Raw genomic sequence first — 14,766 nt, 5'->3', positions numbered from 1 at the left:
CGGGTTGGGGTATGCGCCAGCAAGGTGATTGCACGGGGCTAGGCCTGGGGGCTCGCGCACGCTAGTCTTGGACGTTCTGATTGAGGACTTTCGATGACGCCCGGTATCTCTACACGCACGCCCCAGCAAGCACTGGCTGCGCTGCTTGATCGTTATGTGCCGCAACGCCTGCTCGTCGTTGGCGCCAGCAGCTTCCCGGCACTGGCCGCCTATCAGGCCGCCCACCCCGAAGCGCTGGTGGCCCAGGCGCCTCCCGGTGCACTGCCCGAGCATCTGGCTGCGCAGCGTTTTGACCTCGCTCTGATCATCGACTGCCTTGAGCATCTGCCCAAGCGCACAGGTCTGGAACTGCTGGGCGGGATTCGCAACCTCAATGCCAGCCGTATCGCCGTGCTCGCGGACCTGGCAGCCTGTGACTGGAAAGAAACCGACTTTTTTGCTCTGGCCCTGCAAAGCAACGAACGCTTTCAGCGGGATGAGCAGGTACTGACGCTGTTCACTTACGATCTGCGTGAGTACAAACAAGTACCCGACTGGCTCAATGCCAGGTTTTGGGCCAACCCGGAAAATTTTGGCAAGTATTGGTGGTAACCCGATGAGTACATCCATTTGCCCCTGTGGCAGCGGCAACTTGCTGGCCGCCTGCTGCGGGCATTATCACGACGGGCACCCGGCCCCAAGCGCCGAAACGCTGATGCGTTCGCGTTACAGCGCCTATGTGCTCGGGCTGATCGAGTATCTGGTGGCAACCACTTTGCCGGTGCAACAAGCCGGGCTCGATCGCCAGTCCATTGCCGCCTGGAGCGCACAAAGCACCTGGCTGGGGCTGGAGGTTGAAAGCAGCGAAGTGTTCGGCGGTCAGCCTGAACATGCATTTGTGACCTTTACTGCACGTTGGCACGACGCCAACGGCGAGCACAGTCACCGCGAGCGCTCATCTTTCGTGCAAAGCGCCGGGCGCTGGTACTTCATCGACCCGACCGTACCGCTTAAAGTCGGGCGCAATGATGCCTGCCCATGCTCCAGCGGCCTGAAATTCAAAAAATGCTGTGCCGGTTTTTTCGGTCAATAAGATCAACCGATACAGATCATCTGGAGTAAGGAATGGATTCTCGGGCTCAAATAACAAAAACAATTGCCCTGGTGACGATCCTGATGCTGTCGGGGTGCGCCTCCTGGTTCGGCTCGGCAGACAAAGACCCGGACGTACAACTGGTGAAGGTCGAGCTGGTTCAGGCCAAAATGCTGGAGCAGCGCTTCAAGCTGCATTTCAGGGTAGACAACCCCAATGACTCGACGCTCACCGTGCGCGGCCTGAGCTACACCGTGTACCTGGGCACCATTAAGTTGACTGAAGGCGAGAATGAACACTGGTTCAGTGTGGAGCCCAACAGCCATGCAACTTTCGTGATCCCGGTTCGCACCAACCTCTGGCCACACGTGCGCCCACTGGTCAAATTGCTTGAATCACCAGACCGGCCTATCCCCTACCGGTTTGAAGGCACCCTTGAAACCGGCCTGTTCTACGGTTACGACGTGCACCTGACGCGTAAAGGCGAGATAATCCCCGGCGATTTTATTCCAGAGTGATTGAGCAATGACCCAACAACCCCACGTTCATGGCCCCGACTGCAACCACGATCATGATCATGGTCACACCCATGACCACGACAACGGTCATGTGCATGGCCCGCATTGCGGCCATGCACCTCAAGAGCCTGTGCGCAACGAACTCAAAGACGTTGGCCGCAACGACCCTTGCCCGTGCGGCAGCAGCAAAAAATTCAAGAAGTGCCACGGCGCCTGATCCCTCGGGACGCCCTGCACACGCCGCACCTGCCTAGAGCACGTGCGGCGTTTCTGTTTTAGCTTCGTGAAAAATCCCACAGAGAAGCCATCCACCGGCTTTCACTCAACGCGCTTTTGGGAGTAAAACTGACATCCCACAGTCAACGGCTCCCATTGATGGGCGTCAGGCGCTGCGTGAAAATCCCCTTCTGGAGCCCTTCATGATCGATCTTTATTACTGGACCACTCCCAACGGCCACAAAGTTTCGTTATTCCTGGAAGAAGCCGGCCTGCCCTACAAGGTTCATCCAATCAATATCGGCAAGAACGAACAGTTCGCGCCTGACTTCCTGAAGATCGCTCCGAACAATCGCATCCCGGCCATTGTCGATCAGGCCCCGGCTGACGGCGGCGAACCGCTGTCGCTGTTCGAATCGGGCGCTATCTTGCTGTACCTCGCGGAAAAAACCGGGCAATTTCTGCCCAAAGACCTGCGCGGCCGGCAGATGGCCCTGCAATGGTTGTTCTGGCAAATGGGTGGCCTGGGGCCGATGGCCGGGCAAAACCATCACTTCAACCGCTTCGCGCCTGAAAAAATCCCTTATGCGATGAAGCGCTACACCGATGAAACGGCCCGTCTTTATGGCGTATTGAACAAACAACTGGAAGGCCGGGCGTTTGTCGCCGGGGCTGAGTACAGCATCGCCGACATGGCGATTTACCCGTGGATCATGCCCCATGAATGGCAAGGCCAGAACCTCGACGATTTCCCGGCCCTAAAGGTGTGGTTCCATCGCGTCAAGGCGCGTCCGGCCACTGAACGGGCTTACGCGCTGGTGGACAAGATCAACCCGCAGAAGTAACCCAATCAGGATGTGTGTAGCCGCTGCCGCAGGCCGGGATGGGCCGCGCAGCGGCTCTATGTTTTTAAAGGGTCTTCGGACCTTACCGCAGCCTTCGGCAGCGGCTACGGATGTTGCGCAGCGCAAGGCGCCTCAACACGCCAAGATAGCGCTTGCACGGTGTCATCGGCCTCACTAACGTAGCGCCTTTCGATGACACTACCCCCCGCAGGAGCTTTGCCATGGCCTCGCCAGCCCTTACTCATTTTTTACCCCGGTTCGGCGTTGCCGCGGCAGTGGTCAGCCTGCTGGGCCTGACCGGTTGCCAGATTAACAACCACTCCACTGAAAGCCTGGTGCCTGCCTCCGGCGTACTGCCGCTCAAAGGGCTGGCGCAGAACGTATCGGTTCGTCGTAACAGCCAGGGCATGCCGCTGATCGAAAGCAGCAGTTTTCATGACGCCCTGTTCACCCTGGGCTACGTACACGCCGGCGACCGTATCAGCCAGATGGTGCGTCTACGCTTGCTCGCCCAAGGCCGGATGGCAGAGCTGGACGGTGCCGATGCGCTGGAAACCGACCGGTTGATGCGTACCGTCAATCTGAAAAAAACCGCGGACGAGCTCTATAAAAGCGCATCTCCACGCCTTAAAAAGTTTTTCGAAGTGTATGCCCGCGGGGTCAACGCCTACCTGTTCCGCTACCGCGACAAGCTGCCGGCCGATCTGGCGCAGGCCAGCTACAAAATCGAGTACTGGAAACCGGAAGATTCAGCGCTGATTTTCAGCCTGTTGAACTTCGGAATGTCGGTCAATCTGCAAGAAGAGCTCAATTCGCTGGTGCTGGCGCAAAAAGTCGGCACCGACAAACTCCCCTGGCTGATGCCGACATACCCCAACGAAGCCCTGCCCACTGCCGAAGCCGACAAGCTCAAAGGCCTGGCCCTGGGCAGTCAGCTACAAGGTTTGAGCAGTGTGGCCCAGGCTCTGGAGCAGGTGACGCAGCTGAGCCTGCCGGGGGTCACCGCGTCGAGTGACTGGGCCATCGGCCCGCAGCGCAGTCGTAACGGTAAAAGCCTGTTGGCCAACGATATCCACCAGCCCATCGGCGTGCCTTCGGCGTGGAGCTATGTGCAGATCCGCGCCCCCAAATACCAGGCTGCAGGGGCTTCAATCGCGGGCTTGCCGACACTCTTTGCCGGGTTCAACGGCAAGGTGGCGTGGGGCATGAGCATGGCCATGGGGGATAACCAGGATGTGTTCCTGGAAAAACTCAAGCGCCAAGGCAACAGCCTGTACTACCTCGCTGACGGAAAATGGCTACCGGCGACTGTGCGCAACGAGACGTTCTTTGTCAAAGGTCAGCGCCCCATCCGTGAGGCCATTTACGAAACCCGCCACGGCCCGCTGCTCAACAGCGCCCTGGGCACACCCAATGCCTTGAACAGCAGCCTTGGGCTTGCACTGCAAACCCCGGACTTGAAGGGCGACAAAACCCTTGATGCGTTTTTCGACCTGTCCCGCGCCCAGAACAGCGAAAAAGCCTCGGACGCCAGCCGCGAAATCCGCGCCGTCGCGCTGAACTTGCTGTACGCCGATGCCAACCACATTGGCTGGCAAGTGACCGGGCTCTACCCCAACCGCCGTGAAGGCCTGGGATTGTTCCCTTCGCCGGGCTGGGACAGCCGCTACGACTGGGAGGGTTACGCCGACCCGATGCTGCACCCCTACGACCAGGACCCTGCCCAGGGCTGGCTGGGTACGGCCAACCAGCGCACCGCCGCCTATGGCTACGGCATGCAACTGTCCAACTCGTGGCTGGCCCCGGAACGCAGCGAGCGCCTTGCGCAGCTGGCCAGCAGTGGCAAACAGGACGCTCGCAGCATGATCGCGATGCAGTACGACCAGACCACACTGTTCGCGGCCAAGCTGAAAACCATGTTTAGCGCTCCCGGCATGGCGCAGCCGCTCAAGCAGGCGATTGCCGCGTTGCCCGTGGCAGACCAGGCCAAAGCCCGCGAAGCACTCGGCCGACTGATGGCTTTTGACGGCAAACTCAGCCCCACTTCGGCAGACGCCTCGCTGTATGAGCTGTTTTTGCAAGAAAGCACCCGGCAAATCTTCCTGGATGAACTGGGCCCCGAGACCAGCGCCAACTGGAAGGCATTTATCGCCAACAGCAACCTGTCGTACTCGGCCCTGGCTGATCACTTGCTGGGCCGCGAAGACAGCCCCTTCTGGGACGATACCCGTACCCCGCAAAAAGAAGACAAACCGGCCATCCTGGCGCGCAGCCTGGCGAGCGCCATCAGTGCCGGGGACAGCTTGATGGGCCTTGATCACAAGGCATGGCAATGGGGCAAGCTGCACCACTACCTGTGGCGCAACGCCAGCGGCCAGACCGTTCGCGGACCGGTCATGGCAGGCGGTGATCACACCACGCTCAACACCGCGGCTTACAACGTCGCGGGCTCAAGTTTCGACGTCACCCTGATCCCGGCGATGCGCATGATCGTCGACTTCGGGCAAGTCGAACCGATGATGGGGCAAAACAGTACGGGCCAGTCCAGCAACCCGTCCAGCCCGCACTACACCGACGGTATCGACCCTTGGCTGAAGGGCCAGTACATCAGCTTCCCTATGCAGCCTCAAAACTTCGACAAAACCTATGGCACCACACGGTTGACGTTGATGCCGGGGAAATAAACAGCAGCGACGCGGGGTGCCTGGCTCTCCGCGTCGCTGCTCTCGCAGGTTTTTCGCCCTCCCCCCTTTGTCTGTGCGCACTGTTTAAGTGCGCCTGTTTTACCGTGCATTTTTTTAAAGCACTCGCCCCCCTTCTGACCGCATTTATCCCTTTAATTCATTCCCGGTCCCACTGTGGTTCGGAACTTGCTACTTCCCTTGTGTCGTAGCGTTCCAGTAGCAGTCATCACGCGCCACAAGCGCTCATTGGTTTTAGGGATTGAATAATGAAAAAAGCATTTCTTGCCCTCTCTGCACTGACTTTATGCATGGCTGCCGGCGCAGCGCTTGCCAAAGACTATAAGGAGTTGCGTTTCGGCGTTGACCCGTCCTATGCACCGTTTGAGTCCAAGGCGGCCGATGGCAGCCTGGTGGGCTTTGATATCGACTTGGGCAATGCCATCTGCGCCGAATTGAAGGTCAAGTGCAAATGGGTCGAATCTGACTTTGATGGCACCATTCCAGGGCTTAAAGCCAACAAATTCGACGGTGTGATCTCGTCCATGACCGTCACCCCTGCCCGCGAGAAGGTCATCGACTTCTCCAGCGAGCTGTTCTCCGGCCCGACCTCGCTGGTGTTCAAAAAAGGGGCAGGCCTGGACGCAACCCCTGAGTCACTGAAAGGCAAGACCGTCGGTTACGAACAAGGCACCATCCAGGAAGCCTACGCCAAGGCGGTACTGGACAAGGCAGGCGTCAAAACCCAGGCCTACGCCAACCAGGATCAGGTGTATGCCGACCTTATTTCAGGCCGTCTCGACGCTTCGATTCAGGACATGTTGCAAGCCGAACTGGGCTTCTTGAAAACGCCACAAGGCGCTGATTACGAAGTCAGCAAGCCCGTTGACAGCGAATTGCTGCCTTCTAAAACGGCAATCGGTATCAAAAAAGGTAACAAAGAGCTACAGACCTTGCTGAACAAAGGTATCAAAGCGTTACACGACGATGGCACCTACGCCACGATCCAGAAAAAACACTTCGGCGATCTGAATCTTTACAGCGGCAAATAATGCCTCGGCACCCACCTGCGCGTGGGTGCCTTTTTGACTGCCATAGGTTCGATTGTCATGGTTGAAAACCTTTTACAGAGCCTTGGGCTTTCTGCATTCAGCTTGCAGGGCTTCGGCCCCTTGTTGCTGCAAGGCACCTGGATGACCCTCAAGTTATCGGTACTGTCGCTGGCGGTGAGCGTAGTGCTCGGCCTGCTCGGCGCCAGCGCCAAACTCTCCAGCCTTAAACTGTTACGCATCCCGGCACAGCTCTACACCACTCTGATTCGCGGCGTCCCCGATCTGGTGCTGATGCTGCTGATTTTTTACAGCCTGCAAACCTGGCTGACCAGCCTCACCGATGCGATGGAGTGGGAATACATCGAGATCGATCCGTTCAGTGCCGGGGTCATCACCCTGGGCTTTATCTACGGTGCGTATTTCACCGAGACCTTTCGCGGCGCGATCCTCTCGGTGCCCCGTGGTCAAGTCGAAGCGGCGACTGCATATGGCCTCAAGCGCGGGCAGCGTTTCCGCTACGTGGTTTTCCCGCAGATGATGCGCTTCGCCCTGCCGGGCATTGGCAATAACTGGATGGTGATGCTCAAGGCCACGGCGCTGGTGTCCATCATTGGTCTGGCCGATCTGGTCAAGGCCGCTCAGGACGCGGGCAAAAGCACCTATCAGCTGTTCTATTTCCTGGTGATTGCGGCGCTTATTTACCTGGCCATTACCAGCGCATCCAACTACGTGTTACGCCGGCTGGAACGCCGCTATGCTGCGGGATCTCGGGAGGCAGTGCGATGATTGAGCTATTGCAGGAGTACTGGCGGCCGTTTCTGTACAGCGACGGCTATCACATCACCGGCCTGGCCATGACTTTGTGGCTGCTGACAGCCTCGCTGGTGATCGGCTTTGTGGTGTCCATCCCGCTGTCTATTGCGCGGGTTTCGCCCAGCCGCTGGGTGCGCTGGCCGGTTCAGTTTTACACCTACCTGTTCCGCGGGACACCGCTGTATATCCAGCTGCTGATTTGCTACACCGGGATTTACAGCCTTGCCGCCGTCAGATCGCAACCGGTGCTGGATGCGTTCTTTCGCGACGCCATGAACTGCACGATTCTGGCGTTTGCCCTCAACACCTGCGCCTACACCACAGAGATTTTCGCCGGTGCCATCCGCAGCATGGCCCACGGCGAAGTCGAGGCCGCCAAGGCTTATGGCCTCAGTGGCTGGAAACTCTACACCTACGTCATCATGCCCTCGGCGCTGCGGCGCTCATTGCCGTACTACAGCAATGAGGTGATCCTGATGCTGCACTCCACTACCGTGGCATTTACCGCAACCATTCCAGACGTATTGAAAGTGGCGCGCGACGCCAATTCAGCTACCTTTTTGACGTTTCAGTCATTTGGTATCGCAGCGGTTATTTATCTCTGCGTCACCTTTATTCTGGTTGGATTGTTCCGGCTGGCGGAACGCCGCTGGTTGGCTTTCCTCGGCCCGGCTCACTAGGACGCCTTCATGCAGCGACATCAAATCCACCCCTTACTGGCGCCCGTTCCGGGCACTGAACGGCATATTCACAGCTTCCACTACGGACCTTCCCAGCCACAGGGCAAAATCTACATTCAGGCCTCGCTGCACGCTGACGAACTGCCCGGAATGCTGGTCGCCTGGCACCTCAAGCAGCGCTTGGCCGAACTGGAAAAGGCCGGCCGGCTGCGCAGCGAAATTGTGCTGGTCCCAGTGGCCAATCCGGCGGGCCTGGAACAGGTGCTGATGGATATCCCGCTGGGCCGTTACGAGCTGGAAAGCGGGCAAAACTTCAATCGCAACTTCCTGGATCTCAGTACGCAAATCGGCGATGAGCTTGAAGGGCAATTAAACACCGACGCTGCGCACAATCTGCTGCTGATTCGGCGCCATCTGCGCGAAGCACTGGCGGCACAAGTCCCGACGACGCAACTGCACTCGCAACGCCTGACCCTGCAATCGCTGGCCTGCGATGCCGACATGGTGCTGGATCTGCATTGCGACTTCGAGGCCGTGGCGCACCTTTACACCACGCCCGAGGCCTGGCCACAGGTCGAGCCGCTGGCCCGCTACCTCGGCGCACAAGCCAGCCTGCTGGCAACCGACTCGGGCGGGTTATCGTTCGATGAGTGCTTCACCCTGCTGTGGTGGCAATTGCAACAACGCTTCGAGCATTGCTTCGCAATCCCTCAGGGCAGTTTTTCCGTCACCGTGGAGTTGCGCGGCCAGGGCGATGTCAGCCATGAACATGCCGGGCACGACTGTCAGGCGCTGATTGACTACCTGATCAATTTTGGCGCGATTGAAGGCGAATCCAGACCTTTCCCACCCCTGCCCTACCCCGCAACCCCCTTAGCCGGTGTGGAGCCTGTGGCGACGCCTGTCGGCGGGTTGCTGGTGTTTTGCGCCAAACCGGGTGACTACCTCGACGCGGGCCAGTTGATCGCACAGATCATTGACCCCATCAGCGACAGGCTCACGCCGGTTTACTGCACCAACGCAGGCCTGCTCTACGCCCGCTCACTACGGCGAATGGCCACCGCCGGCATGGTGATCGCCCATGTTGCCGGCCAACACGCTTATCGCAGCGGCTATCTTCTTTCTCCTTGAGGTCAGCATGTACAAACTCACCGTCGAAGGGCTGCACAAAAGCTATGGCGACAATGAAGTACTCAAAGGCGTTTCTCTCAAGGCCAAAAGCGGGGATGTAATTTGCCTGATCGGCGCCAGCGGCTCGGGCAAAAGCACCTTTTTGCGTTGCATCAACTTCCTCGAAACACCGAACGACGGCGCCATGACCCTTGATGGCCAGGTCATTCGCATGGTCAGCGACAAGCACGGCATGCGGGTCGCCGATGATGACGAGTTGCAACGCCTGCGCACCCGCTTGGCAATGGTGTTCCAGCACTTCAATCTGTGGAGCCACATGACGGTGCTGGAGAACATCACCCTGGCGCCGCGTCGCGTGCTGGGGGTCAGCAAGAAAGACGCCGAGGAGCGCGCTCGCCGCTATCTGGACAAGGTCGGCCTGCCTGCCCGTGTGGCCGACCAGTACCCGGCCTTTCTCTCGGGGGGCCAGCAGCAGCGGGTGGCCATTGCCCGGGCACTGGCGATGGAACCGCAAATCATGCTGTTCGACGAACCCACTTCAGCGCTCGACCCGGAGTTGGTGGGCGAAGTGTTGCGGGTGATTCAAGGCCTGGCCGAGGAAGGCCGCACCATGATCATGGTGACCCACGAAATGAGCTTTGCGCGCAAAGTGTCGAGCCAGGTCATGTTTCTTCACCAGGGCCTGGTCGAAGAGCAAGGGCCCCCTGAGGATGTGCTGGACAATCCGAAAAGCGAGCGCTTGCGCCAGTTCTTGAGCGGGAACTTGAAATAAGGGGTCGGTACGGATCAGGCCGTCGGGGCAGGCGGCGGTTCGTCCGGCAGTGTCGGCACACCGGGCTCTGGTTCGATCGGCTGGGGGGTATCAGGGTCAGGCTGGCCAGGGATGCCACCGGCGTGCAACTGGGGATAAGCGAGCAGTGACCACGCCAGCAGCCCTACCTGATTGGGCTCAAGGCTTGCCAGCTGGGCGCGGATACTCGGATCGATCTTCATAAGGCACTCCTGAGCGATGCTCCGGCTCGCAGGGTGCGTAACCGGAATACACACAATAGAGTGCGTGATCGCCCAAGAATTCCCTCTGTTCGTCAGGTACGTGGCAAGGTCACGCCACGCTGGCCCTGATACTTGCCGCCACGGTCCTTGTACGACACTTCGCACTCTTCATCCGACTCGAAGAACAGCATTTGCGCCACGCCTTCGTTGGCGTAGATCTTGGCCGGCAATGTCGTGGTGTTGGAGAACTCCAGCGTTACGTGGCCTTCCCACTCTGGCTCAAGCGGCGTCACGTTAACGATGATGCCGCAGCGAGCGTAGGTGCTTTTACCCAGACAGATGGTCAGCACGTTGCGCGGGATACGGAAGTATTCAACGGTGCGCGCCAGCGCAAAGGAGTTCGGCGGAATGATGCAGACGTCGCTGATCACATCAACAAAGCTGCCCGCGTCGAAATTCTTCGGATCAACGGTCGCCGAGTTGATATTGGTGAACACTTTGAATTCATTTGCGCAACGAACGTCGTAGCCATAGCTCGATACGCCATAGGAAATCAGACGGTTCTCACCCTCTTCACGCACCTGACGCTCGACGAAAGGTTCGATCATGCCGTGCTCTTGCGCCATGCGGCGAATCCACTTGTCTGGTTTGATGCTCATGGCGGGTGTCCTGAATAGCGAGGTAGAAAATTCTGTTGGGCATCTTACCGCCCCCTAGGGCCCGGTTCAAAAGTCTGGGGCAAAAATATCGAAAATAGCCTTAGATGCCGTGAATACAGGGTGTGAGGGCAACCGTCAGTCACGTTTTTATAGAAACCTTCGCAAAGACCCTTTGCACGTTCTGAAAAAAGCGTTAAGGTGGCGCCACTGTGTTGCTTGTGTCACTGAGAATCTCTACACGATATGTTGAATTTCGATCCAACCATCTCCAAGAATTTTTCCTGCTCTTTGCACTCAGTCTCGGCCAGGGCTTTTCCTGCGTCGCAGTTATCTTTGTTCAAGGAGTTACACCATGTCTAATCGCCAAACTGGTACCGTTAAGTGGTTCAACGATGAAAAAGGCTTCGGCTTCATCACTCCACAATCCGGTGACGACCTGTTTGTTCACTTCAAAGCAATCCAATCCGACGGCTTCAAAAGCCTGAAAGAAGGCCAACAGGTTTCTTTCATCGCTACCCGCGGTCAGAAAGGCATGCAAGCTGAGGAAGTTCAAGTTATCTAACTTGTGCTGATCCAGTAAAAAACCCCGCCCTTAAAAGCGGGGTTTTTTTATGCCTGCAATAAAGTCGCCACAGGTGTGAACCATTCAAAACCTGTGGGAGCGGGTTTGACCGCGATAGCATCACCGCGATCACCCCCTCAAGTTTTACACCTGCCGCGTAATCAGTCGTCGCTGGTAGTGATCGTCGGCATCGCCTGCGAAGCCGCTTCATGCAGAACAATCCGCGCGCCTACCTGGCGGGCCAGTTCCTGATAGATCAGTGCAATCGGGCTATCGGGGTCAGCAACTGCTGTTGGCTTGCCGTTATCGGCCTGCTCACGGATCTCCATCGACAATGGCAGCGAGGCAAGCACCTCAACCCCATATTGGGTCGCCAGCTTCTCGCCACCGCCCTCGCCGAACAGATGCTCTGCATGACCACAGTTTGAGCAAATGTGTACGGCCATGTTCTCCACCACGCCCAGCACCGGAATGTTCACCTTGCGGAACATTTCGACACCCTTGCGCGCATCCAGCAAAGCCAGATCCTGCGGGGTGGTGACGATTACCGAACCGGTCACCGGGACTTTTTGCGCCAGGGTCAGCTGGATATCCCCCGTGCCCGGCGGCATGTCGATGACCAGATAATCGAGGTCGTTCCAGGCGGTTTGCGTCACCAACTGCAGCAACGCCCCCGACACCATCGGACCGCGCCAGACCATCGGCGTGTTGTCGTCGGTCAGGAATGCCATCGACATCACTTCAACGCCATGGGCCTCAATGGGCACAAACCACTTCTGATCACGAATTTTTGGCCGGGTACCCTCAGGAATACCGAACATCACGCCCTGACTCGGACCATAGATATCCGCATCCAGAACCCCCACCCGCGCTCCTTCACGGGCCAGCGCCAGCGCCAGATTGGCTGCGGTGGTGGATTTACCGACACCGCCCTTGCCAGAGGCCACGGCCACAATGTTTTTCACATTGGCCAGGCCCGGGATTTGCGCCTGCGCCTTGTGCGCAGCAATCACACAACTGATTTCAACCTTGGCCGAGGTCACGCCATCCATATTCTCGATGGCCATTTGCAGTATTTGCGCCCAGCCGCTCTTGAACAGGCCCGCGGCATAACCCAACTCAAGCTGGACACTGACGCGATCGCCCTGAATCTCAATGTTGCGAATGCATCCGGCACTGACCGGATCCTGATTCAAATAAGGGTCGGTGTATTGGCGAAGGACGGCCTCCACCGCTGCGCGATTGACTGCGCTCATGGGCAACTCCCGTAAAGACTGAGTAAAACAGGCCGCTATCGTACCTGTAATAGACTTGCGGAAGCAGGCTTTCGAAACAGTCAAAATCTGCGTAAACGATCAGATACACAGCCACGGGGTGAAATATATTGCTCGGCGCTTTATAGTGGCCGACCACCGTCTCATCAAGTAGCCGAGCCCCATGTCCGAGCCACGCAAGATCCTCGTCACCAGCGCCCTGCCCTATGCCAATGGTTCAATTCACCTTGGCCATATGCTTGAGTACATCCAGACCGATATGTGGGTGCGCTTCCAGAAACTTCGCGGCAATCAATGCACTTATGTCTGCGCAGACGACGCCCACGGCTCGGCCATCATGTTGCGCGCCGAGAAAGAAGGCATCACCCCCGAGCAACTGATCGCCAACGTCCAGGCTGAACACAGCGCCGACTTCGCAGAGTTCCTCGTAGACTTCGACAACTTCCATTCGACCCACGCCGAAGAAAACCGTGAGCTGTCGAGTGCGATCTACATCAAGTTGCGCGAAGCCGGGCATATCGCTACCCGCACGATCACCCAGTACTTCGACCCGGAAAAGAAAATGTTCCTGGCCGACCGCTTCATCAAGGGCACCTGCCCTAAATGCGGCACGGATGATCAATACGGCGACAACTGCGAAAAATGCGGCGCCACCTACGCGCCAACCGACCTGAAAAACCCGAAGTCGGCGATCTCGGGGGCCACCCCGGTACTCAAGGATTCCGAGCACTTCTTCTTCAAGCTTCCCGACTTCGACGCCATGCTCAAAAGCTGGACCCGTAGCGGCGCCCTGCAAGATGCCGTAGCCAACAAGATCGCCGAGTGGCTGGATGCCGGCCTGCAACAGTGGGATATCTCCCGCGATGCGCCGTACTTCGGCTTCGAGATCCCGGACGCACCCGGCAAATACTTCTACGTATGGCTGGATGCCCCAATCGGCTACATGGCCAGCTTCAAGAACCTCTGCGCACGCCGTCCGGAACTGGACTTCGATGCGTACTGGGCCAAGGATTCCACCGCCGAGCTGTATCACTTCATCGGCAAGGACATCGTGAACTTCCACGCCCTGTTCTGGCCTGCGATGCTCGAAGGTGCCGGCTATCGCAAGCCGACTGCCATCAACGTGCACGGCTACCTGACCGTCAACGGTCAGAAAATGTCCAAATCCCGCGGCACCTTTATCAAGGCCCGCACCTATCTGGACCACCTGTCACCGGAATACCTGCGCTATTACTACGCTTCCAAGCTGGCGCGCGGCGTCGATGACCTGGACCTGAACCTGGAAGACTTCGTACAGAAGGTCAACTCGGACCTGGTCGGCAAAGTGGTGAACATTGCCAGCCGTTGTGCCGGCTTCATTCACAAGGGCAACGCCGGCGTCATGGTCGAGGGCAATGCTGCTCCCGAGCTGACCGATGCGTTCCTTGCTGCAGCACCGAGCATTGCCGAAGCTTATGAAGCCCGTGACTTTGCCCGCGCCATGCGTGAAATCATGGCCCTGGCCGACCGCGCCAACGCCTGGATCGCTGAAAAAGCGCCTTGGGCAATGGCCAAGGTCGAAGGCAAGCAGGATGAAGTCCAGGCCGTCTGCGCCCTGGGGATCAACCTGTTCCGCCAGCTGATCATCTTCCTCAAGCCGGTACTCCCACAGCTCGCAGCCGATGCAGAGGCCTTCCTGAACGTCGAGCCTTTGACCTGGAACGATTACAGCGTCTTGCTGGCCAACCATCAGTTGAATGCATTCAAACCACTGATGACCCGTATTGACCCGGTCAAGGTCCAGGCCATGAGCGATGCATCCAAAGAAGATCTGGTTGCCAGCCAGACCGACACCGGTTCCGCTGCCCCACAAGGCAACGGTGAGCTGGTCAAGGAACCACTGGCTGCAGAAATCGACTTTGATGCCTTCGCCGCTGTGGATTTGCGCGTCGCGCTGATCCTCAAGGCCGAAGCCGTTGAAGGTGCGGACAAGCTGCTGCGCCTGACGCTGGATATTGGCGATGAACAACGCAACGTGTTCTCGGGCATCAAGAGCGCTTATCCGAACCCGGCCGACCTTGAAGGTCGCCTGACCATGATGATTGCCAACTTGAAGCCGCGTAAAATGCGCTTCGGCATATCTGAAGGCATGGTGATGGCTGCCGGCCCTGGCGGTGAAGAAATTTACCTGCTGAGCCCGGATAGCGGCGCTAAACCTGGTCAACGCATCAAGTAATAACGCCCGCCTCTCAACCGCTAACGGTCCAAAAACCGTTAGCGGCTGTCATCCA

Annotated in this window: 16 protein-coding genes; 13 read left to right on the top strand and 3 right to left on the bottom strand. The window is 58.1% G+C overall.

Translation table 11 applies throughout. The features are described 5' to 3' along the window. The first annotated feature begins 93 nt into the window (after nucleotides 1-93). The 11 genes from BLW11_RS09170 (at nucleotide 94) to BLW11_RS09120 (ending at nucleotide 9,780) form a co-directional block, all read left to right on the top strand. Nucleotides 94-591, top strand: a complete 498-nt coding sequence (locus BLW11_RS09170) for a DUF6231 family protein (protein ID WP_048359008.1) — start codon at nucleotides 94-96, stop codon at nucleotides 589-591. Nucleotides 592-595: 4 nt separating this feature from the next. Then, nucleotides 596-1,072 carry a YchJ family protein gene (locus BLW11_RS09165; RefSeq protein ID WP_048359009.1) on the top strand — a complete coding sequence of 159 codons (477 nt, stop codon included), beginning with the start codon at nucleotides 596-598 and terminating at the stop codon, nucleotides 1,070-1,072. A 32-nt stretch (nucleotides 1,073-1,104) separates the two neighbouring features. Next, nucleotides 1,105-1,590, top strand: a complete 486-nt coding sequence (locus BLW11_RS09160) for an LEA/WHy family protein (RefSeq protein WP_048359010.1) — start codon at nucleotides 1,105-1,107, stop codon at nucleotides 1,588-1,590. 7 nt (nucleotides 1,591-1,597) lie between these two features. Then, nucleotides 1,598-1,807, top strand: a complete 210-nt coding sequence (locus tag BLW11_RS09155; RefSeq protein WP_019823514.1) for an SEC-C metal-binding domain-containing protein — start codon at nucleotides 1,598-1,600, stop codon at nucleotides 1,805-1,807. A 202-nt stretch (nucleotides 1,808-2,009) separates the two neighbouring features. Further along, the gene (locus BLW11_RS09150; protein ID WP_048359012.1) at nucleotides 2,010-2,651 is read left to right on the top strand and encodes a glutathione S-transferase N-terminal domain-containing protein; all 642 of its coding nucleotides are present in this window, start codon (nucleotides 2,010-2,012) and stop codon (nucleotides 2,649-2,651) included. Nucleotides 2,652-2,872: 221 nt separating this feature from the next. Further along, nucleotides 2,873-5,335 (top strand): penicillin acylase family protein, encoded by a 2,463-nt coding sequence (locus BLW11_RS09145; RefSeq protein ID WP_048359013.1) that lies wholly within the window; start codon nucleotides 2,873-2,875, stop codon nucleotides 5,333-5,335. Between the two features lie 266 nt (nucleotides 5,336-5,601). After that, a complete protein-coding gene (locus BLW11_RS09140; RefSeq protein ID WP_048359014.1) occupies nucleotides 5,602-6,384 on the top strand; it encodes a transporter substrate-binding domain-containing protein in 783 nt (260 codons plus the stop codon). A gap of 57 nt (nucleotides 6,385-6,441) precedes the next feature. Beyond that, on the top strand, nucleotides 6,442-7,170 hold the full coding sequence (locus tag BLW11_RS09135; RefSeq protein WP_048359015.1) for an ABC transporter permease: 729 nt from the start codon (nucleotides 6,442-6,444) through the stop codon (nucleotides 7,168-7,170). Beyond that, entirely contained in the window at nucleotides 7,167-7,877 is a 711-nt protein-coding gene (locus tag BLW11_RS09130; protein WP_048359016.1) for an ABC transporter permease, read from the top strand. The genes BLW11_RS09135 and BLW11_RS09130 overlap by 4 nt, the downstream gene beginning before the upstream one ends. 9 nt (nucleotides 7,878-7,886) lie before the next feature. Further along, nucleotides 7,887-9,008: a succinylglutamate desuccinylase/aspartoacylase family protein gene (locus BLW11_RS09125; RefSeq protein ID WP_048359017.1), complete on the top strand. Its 1,122-nt coding sequence runs from the start codon at nucleotides 7,887-7,889 to the stop codon at nucleotides 9,006-9,008. Nucleotides 9,009-9,015: 7 nt separating this feature from the next. Beyond that, complete coding sequence (locus BLW11_RS09120) at nucleotides 9,016-9,780, top strand: ABC transporter ATP-binding protein (protein ID WP_048359018.1); 765 nt, start codon at nucleotides 9,016-9,018, stop codon at nucleotides 9,778-9,780. Nucleotides 9,781-9,794: 14 nt separating this feature from the next. Here BLW11_RS09120 and BLW11_RS09115 read toward each other — a convergent pair whose 3' ends face one another. Then, a complete protein-coding gene (locus BLW11_RS09115) occupies nucleotides 9,795-10,001 on the bottom strand; it encodes a hypothetical protein (RefSeq protein ID WP_048359019.1) in 207 nt (68 codons plus the stop codon). 92 nt (nucleotides 10,002-10,093) lie between these two features. Beyond that, nucleotides 10,094-10,660 carry a dCTP deaminase gene (dcd, locus tag BLW11_RS09110; protein ID WP_048359020.1) on the bottom strand — a complete coding sequence of 189 codons (567 nt, stop codon included), beginning with the start codon at nucleotides 10,658-10,660 and terminating at the stop codon, nucleotides 10,094-10,096. 352 nt (nucleotides 10,661-11,012) lie between these two features. On the opposite strand from dcd, the gene BLW11_RS09105 reads away from it, so the two are divergent. Then, nucleotides 11,013-11,222 carry a cold-shock protein gene (locus tag BLW11_RS09105; protein ID WP_002554837.1) on the top strand — a complete coding sequence of 70 codons (210 nt, stop codon included), beginning with the start codon at nucleotides 11,013-11,015 and terminating at the stop codon, nucleotides 11,220-11,222. Nucleotides 11,223-11,383: 161 nt separating this feature from the next. On the opposite strand, the gene apbC is transcribed toward BLW11_RS09105, so the two are convergent. Then, nucleotides 11,384-12,478 (bottom strand): iron-sulfur cluster carrier protein ApbC, encoded by a 1,095-nt coding sequence (gene apbC, locus BLW11_RS09100; RefSeq protein WP_048359021.1) that lies wholly within the window; start codon nucleotides 12,476-12,478, stop codon nucleotides 11,384-11,386. A gap of 181 nt (nucleotides 12,479-12,659) precedes the next feature. On the opposite strand from apbC, the gene metG reads away from it, so the two are divergent. Then, nucleotides 12,660-14,711: a methionine--tRNA ligase gene (metG, locus tag BLW11_RS09095; RefSeq protein WP_048359022.1), complete on the top strand. Its 2,052-nt coding sequence runs from the start codon at nucleotides 12,660-12,662 to the stop codon at nucleotides 14,709-14,711. Nucleotides 14,712-14,766 lie beyond the last annotated feature (55 nt).

The sequence above is a fragment of the Pseudomonas deceptionensis genome (assembly GCF_900106095.1).
GTDB lineage: Bacteria > Pseudomonadota > Gammaproteobacteria > Pseudomonadales > Pseudomonadaceae > Aquipseudomonas > Aquipseudomonas deceptionensis.
This window is presented reverse-complemented; position numbering and strand designations above follow the sequence as displayed.

Bases quoted from the DNA above. Each gene is read 5' to 3' on its own strand.
- BLW11_RS09140 (WP_048359014.1), top strand. From the start codon at position 5,602: ATGAAAAAAGCATTTCTTGCCCTCTCTGCACTGACTTTATGCATGGCT.
- BLW11_RS09145 (WP_048359013.1), top strand. From the start codon at position 2,873: ATGGCCTCGCCAGCCCTTACTCATTTTTTACCCCGGTTCGGCGTTGCC.
- BLW11_RS09120 (WP_048359018.1), top strand. From the start codon at position 9,016: ATGTACAAACTCACCGTCGAAGGGCTGCACAAAAGCTATGGCGACAAT.
- BLW11_RS09170 (WP_048359008.1), top strand. From the start codon at position 94: ATGACGCCCGGTATCTCTACACGCACGCCCCAGCAAGCACTGGCTGCG.
- BLW11_RS09105 (WP_002554837.1), top strand. From the start codon at position 11,013: ATGTCTAATCGCCAAACTGGTACCGTTAAGTGGTTCAACGATGAAAAA.
- BLW11_RS09160 (WP_048359010.1), top strand. From the start codon at position 1,105: ATGGATTCTCGGGCTCAAATAACAAAAACAATTGCCCTGGTGACGATC.
- BLW11_RS09125 (WP_048359017.1), top strand. From the start codon at position 7,887: ATGCAGCGACATCAAATCCACCCCTTACTGGCGCCCGTTCCGGGCACT.
- BLW11_RS09155 (WP_019823514.1), top strand. From the start codon at position 1,598: ATGACCCAACAACCCCACGTTCATGGCCCCGACTGCAACCACGATCAT.
- apbC (WP_048359021.1), bottom strand. From the start codon at position 12,478: ATGAGCGCAGTCAATCGCGCAGCGGTGGAGGCCGTCCTTCGCCAATAC.
- metG (WP_048359022.1), top strand. From the start codon at position 12,660: ATGTCCGAGCCACGCAAGATCCTCGTCACCAGCGCCCTGCCCTATGCC.
- BLW11_RS09115 (WP_048359019.1), bottom strand. From the start codon at position 10,001: ATGAAGATCGATCCGAGTATCCGCGCCCAGCTGGCAAGCCTTGAGCCC.
- BLW11_RS09135 (WP_048359015.1), top strand. From the start codon at position 6,442: ATGGTTGAAAACCTTTTACAGAGCCTTGGGCTTTCTGCATTCAGCTTG.
- BLW11_RS09150 (WP_048359012.1), top strand. From the start codon at position 2,010: ATGATCGATCTTTATTACTGGACCACTCCCAACGGCCACAAAGTTTCG.
- dcd (WP_048359020.1), bottom strand. From the start codon at position 10,660: ATGAGCATCAAACCAGACAAGTGGATTCGCCGCATGGCGCAAGAGCAC.
- BLW11_RS09130 (WP_048359016.1), top strand. From the start codon at position 7,167: ATGATTGAGCTATTGCAGGAGTACTGGCGGCCGTTTCTGTACAGCGAC.
- BLW11_RS09165 (WP_048359009.1), top strand. From the start codon at position 596: ATGAGTACATCCATTTGCCCCTGTGGCAGCGGCAACTTGCTGGCCGCC.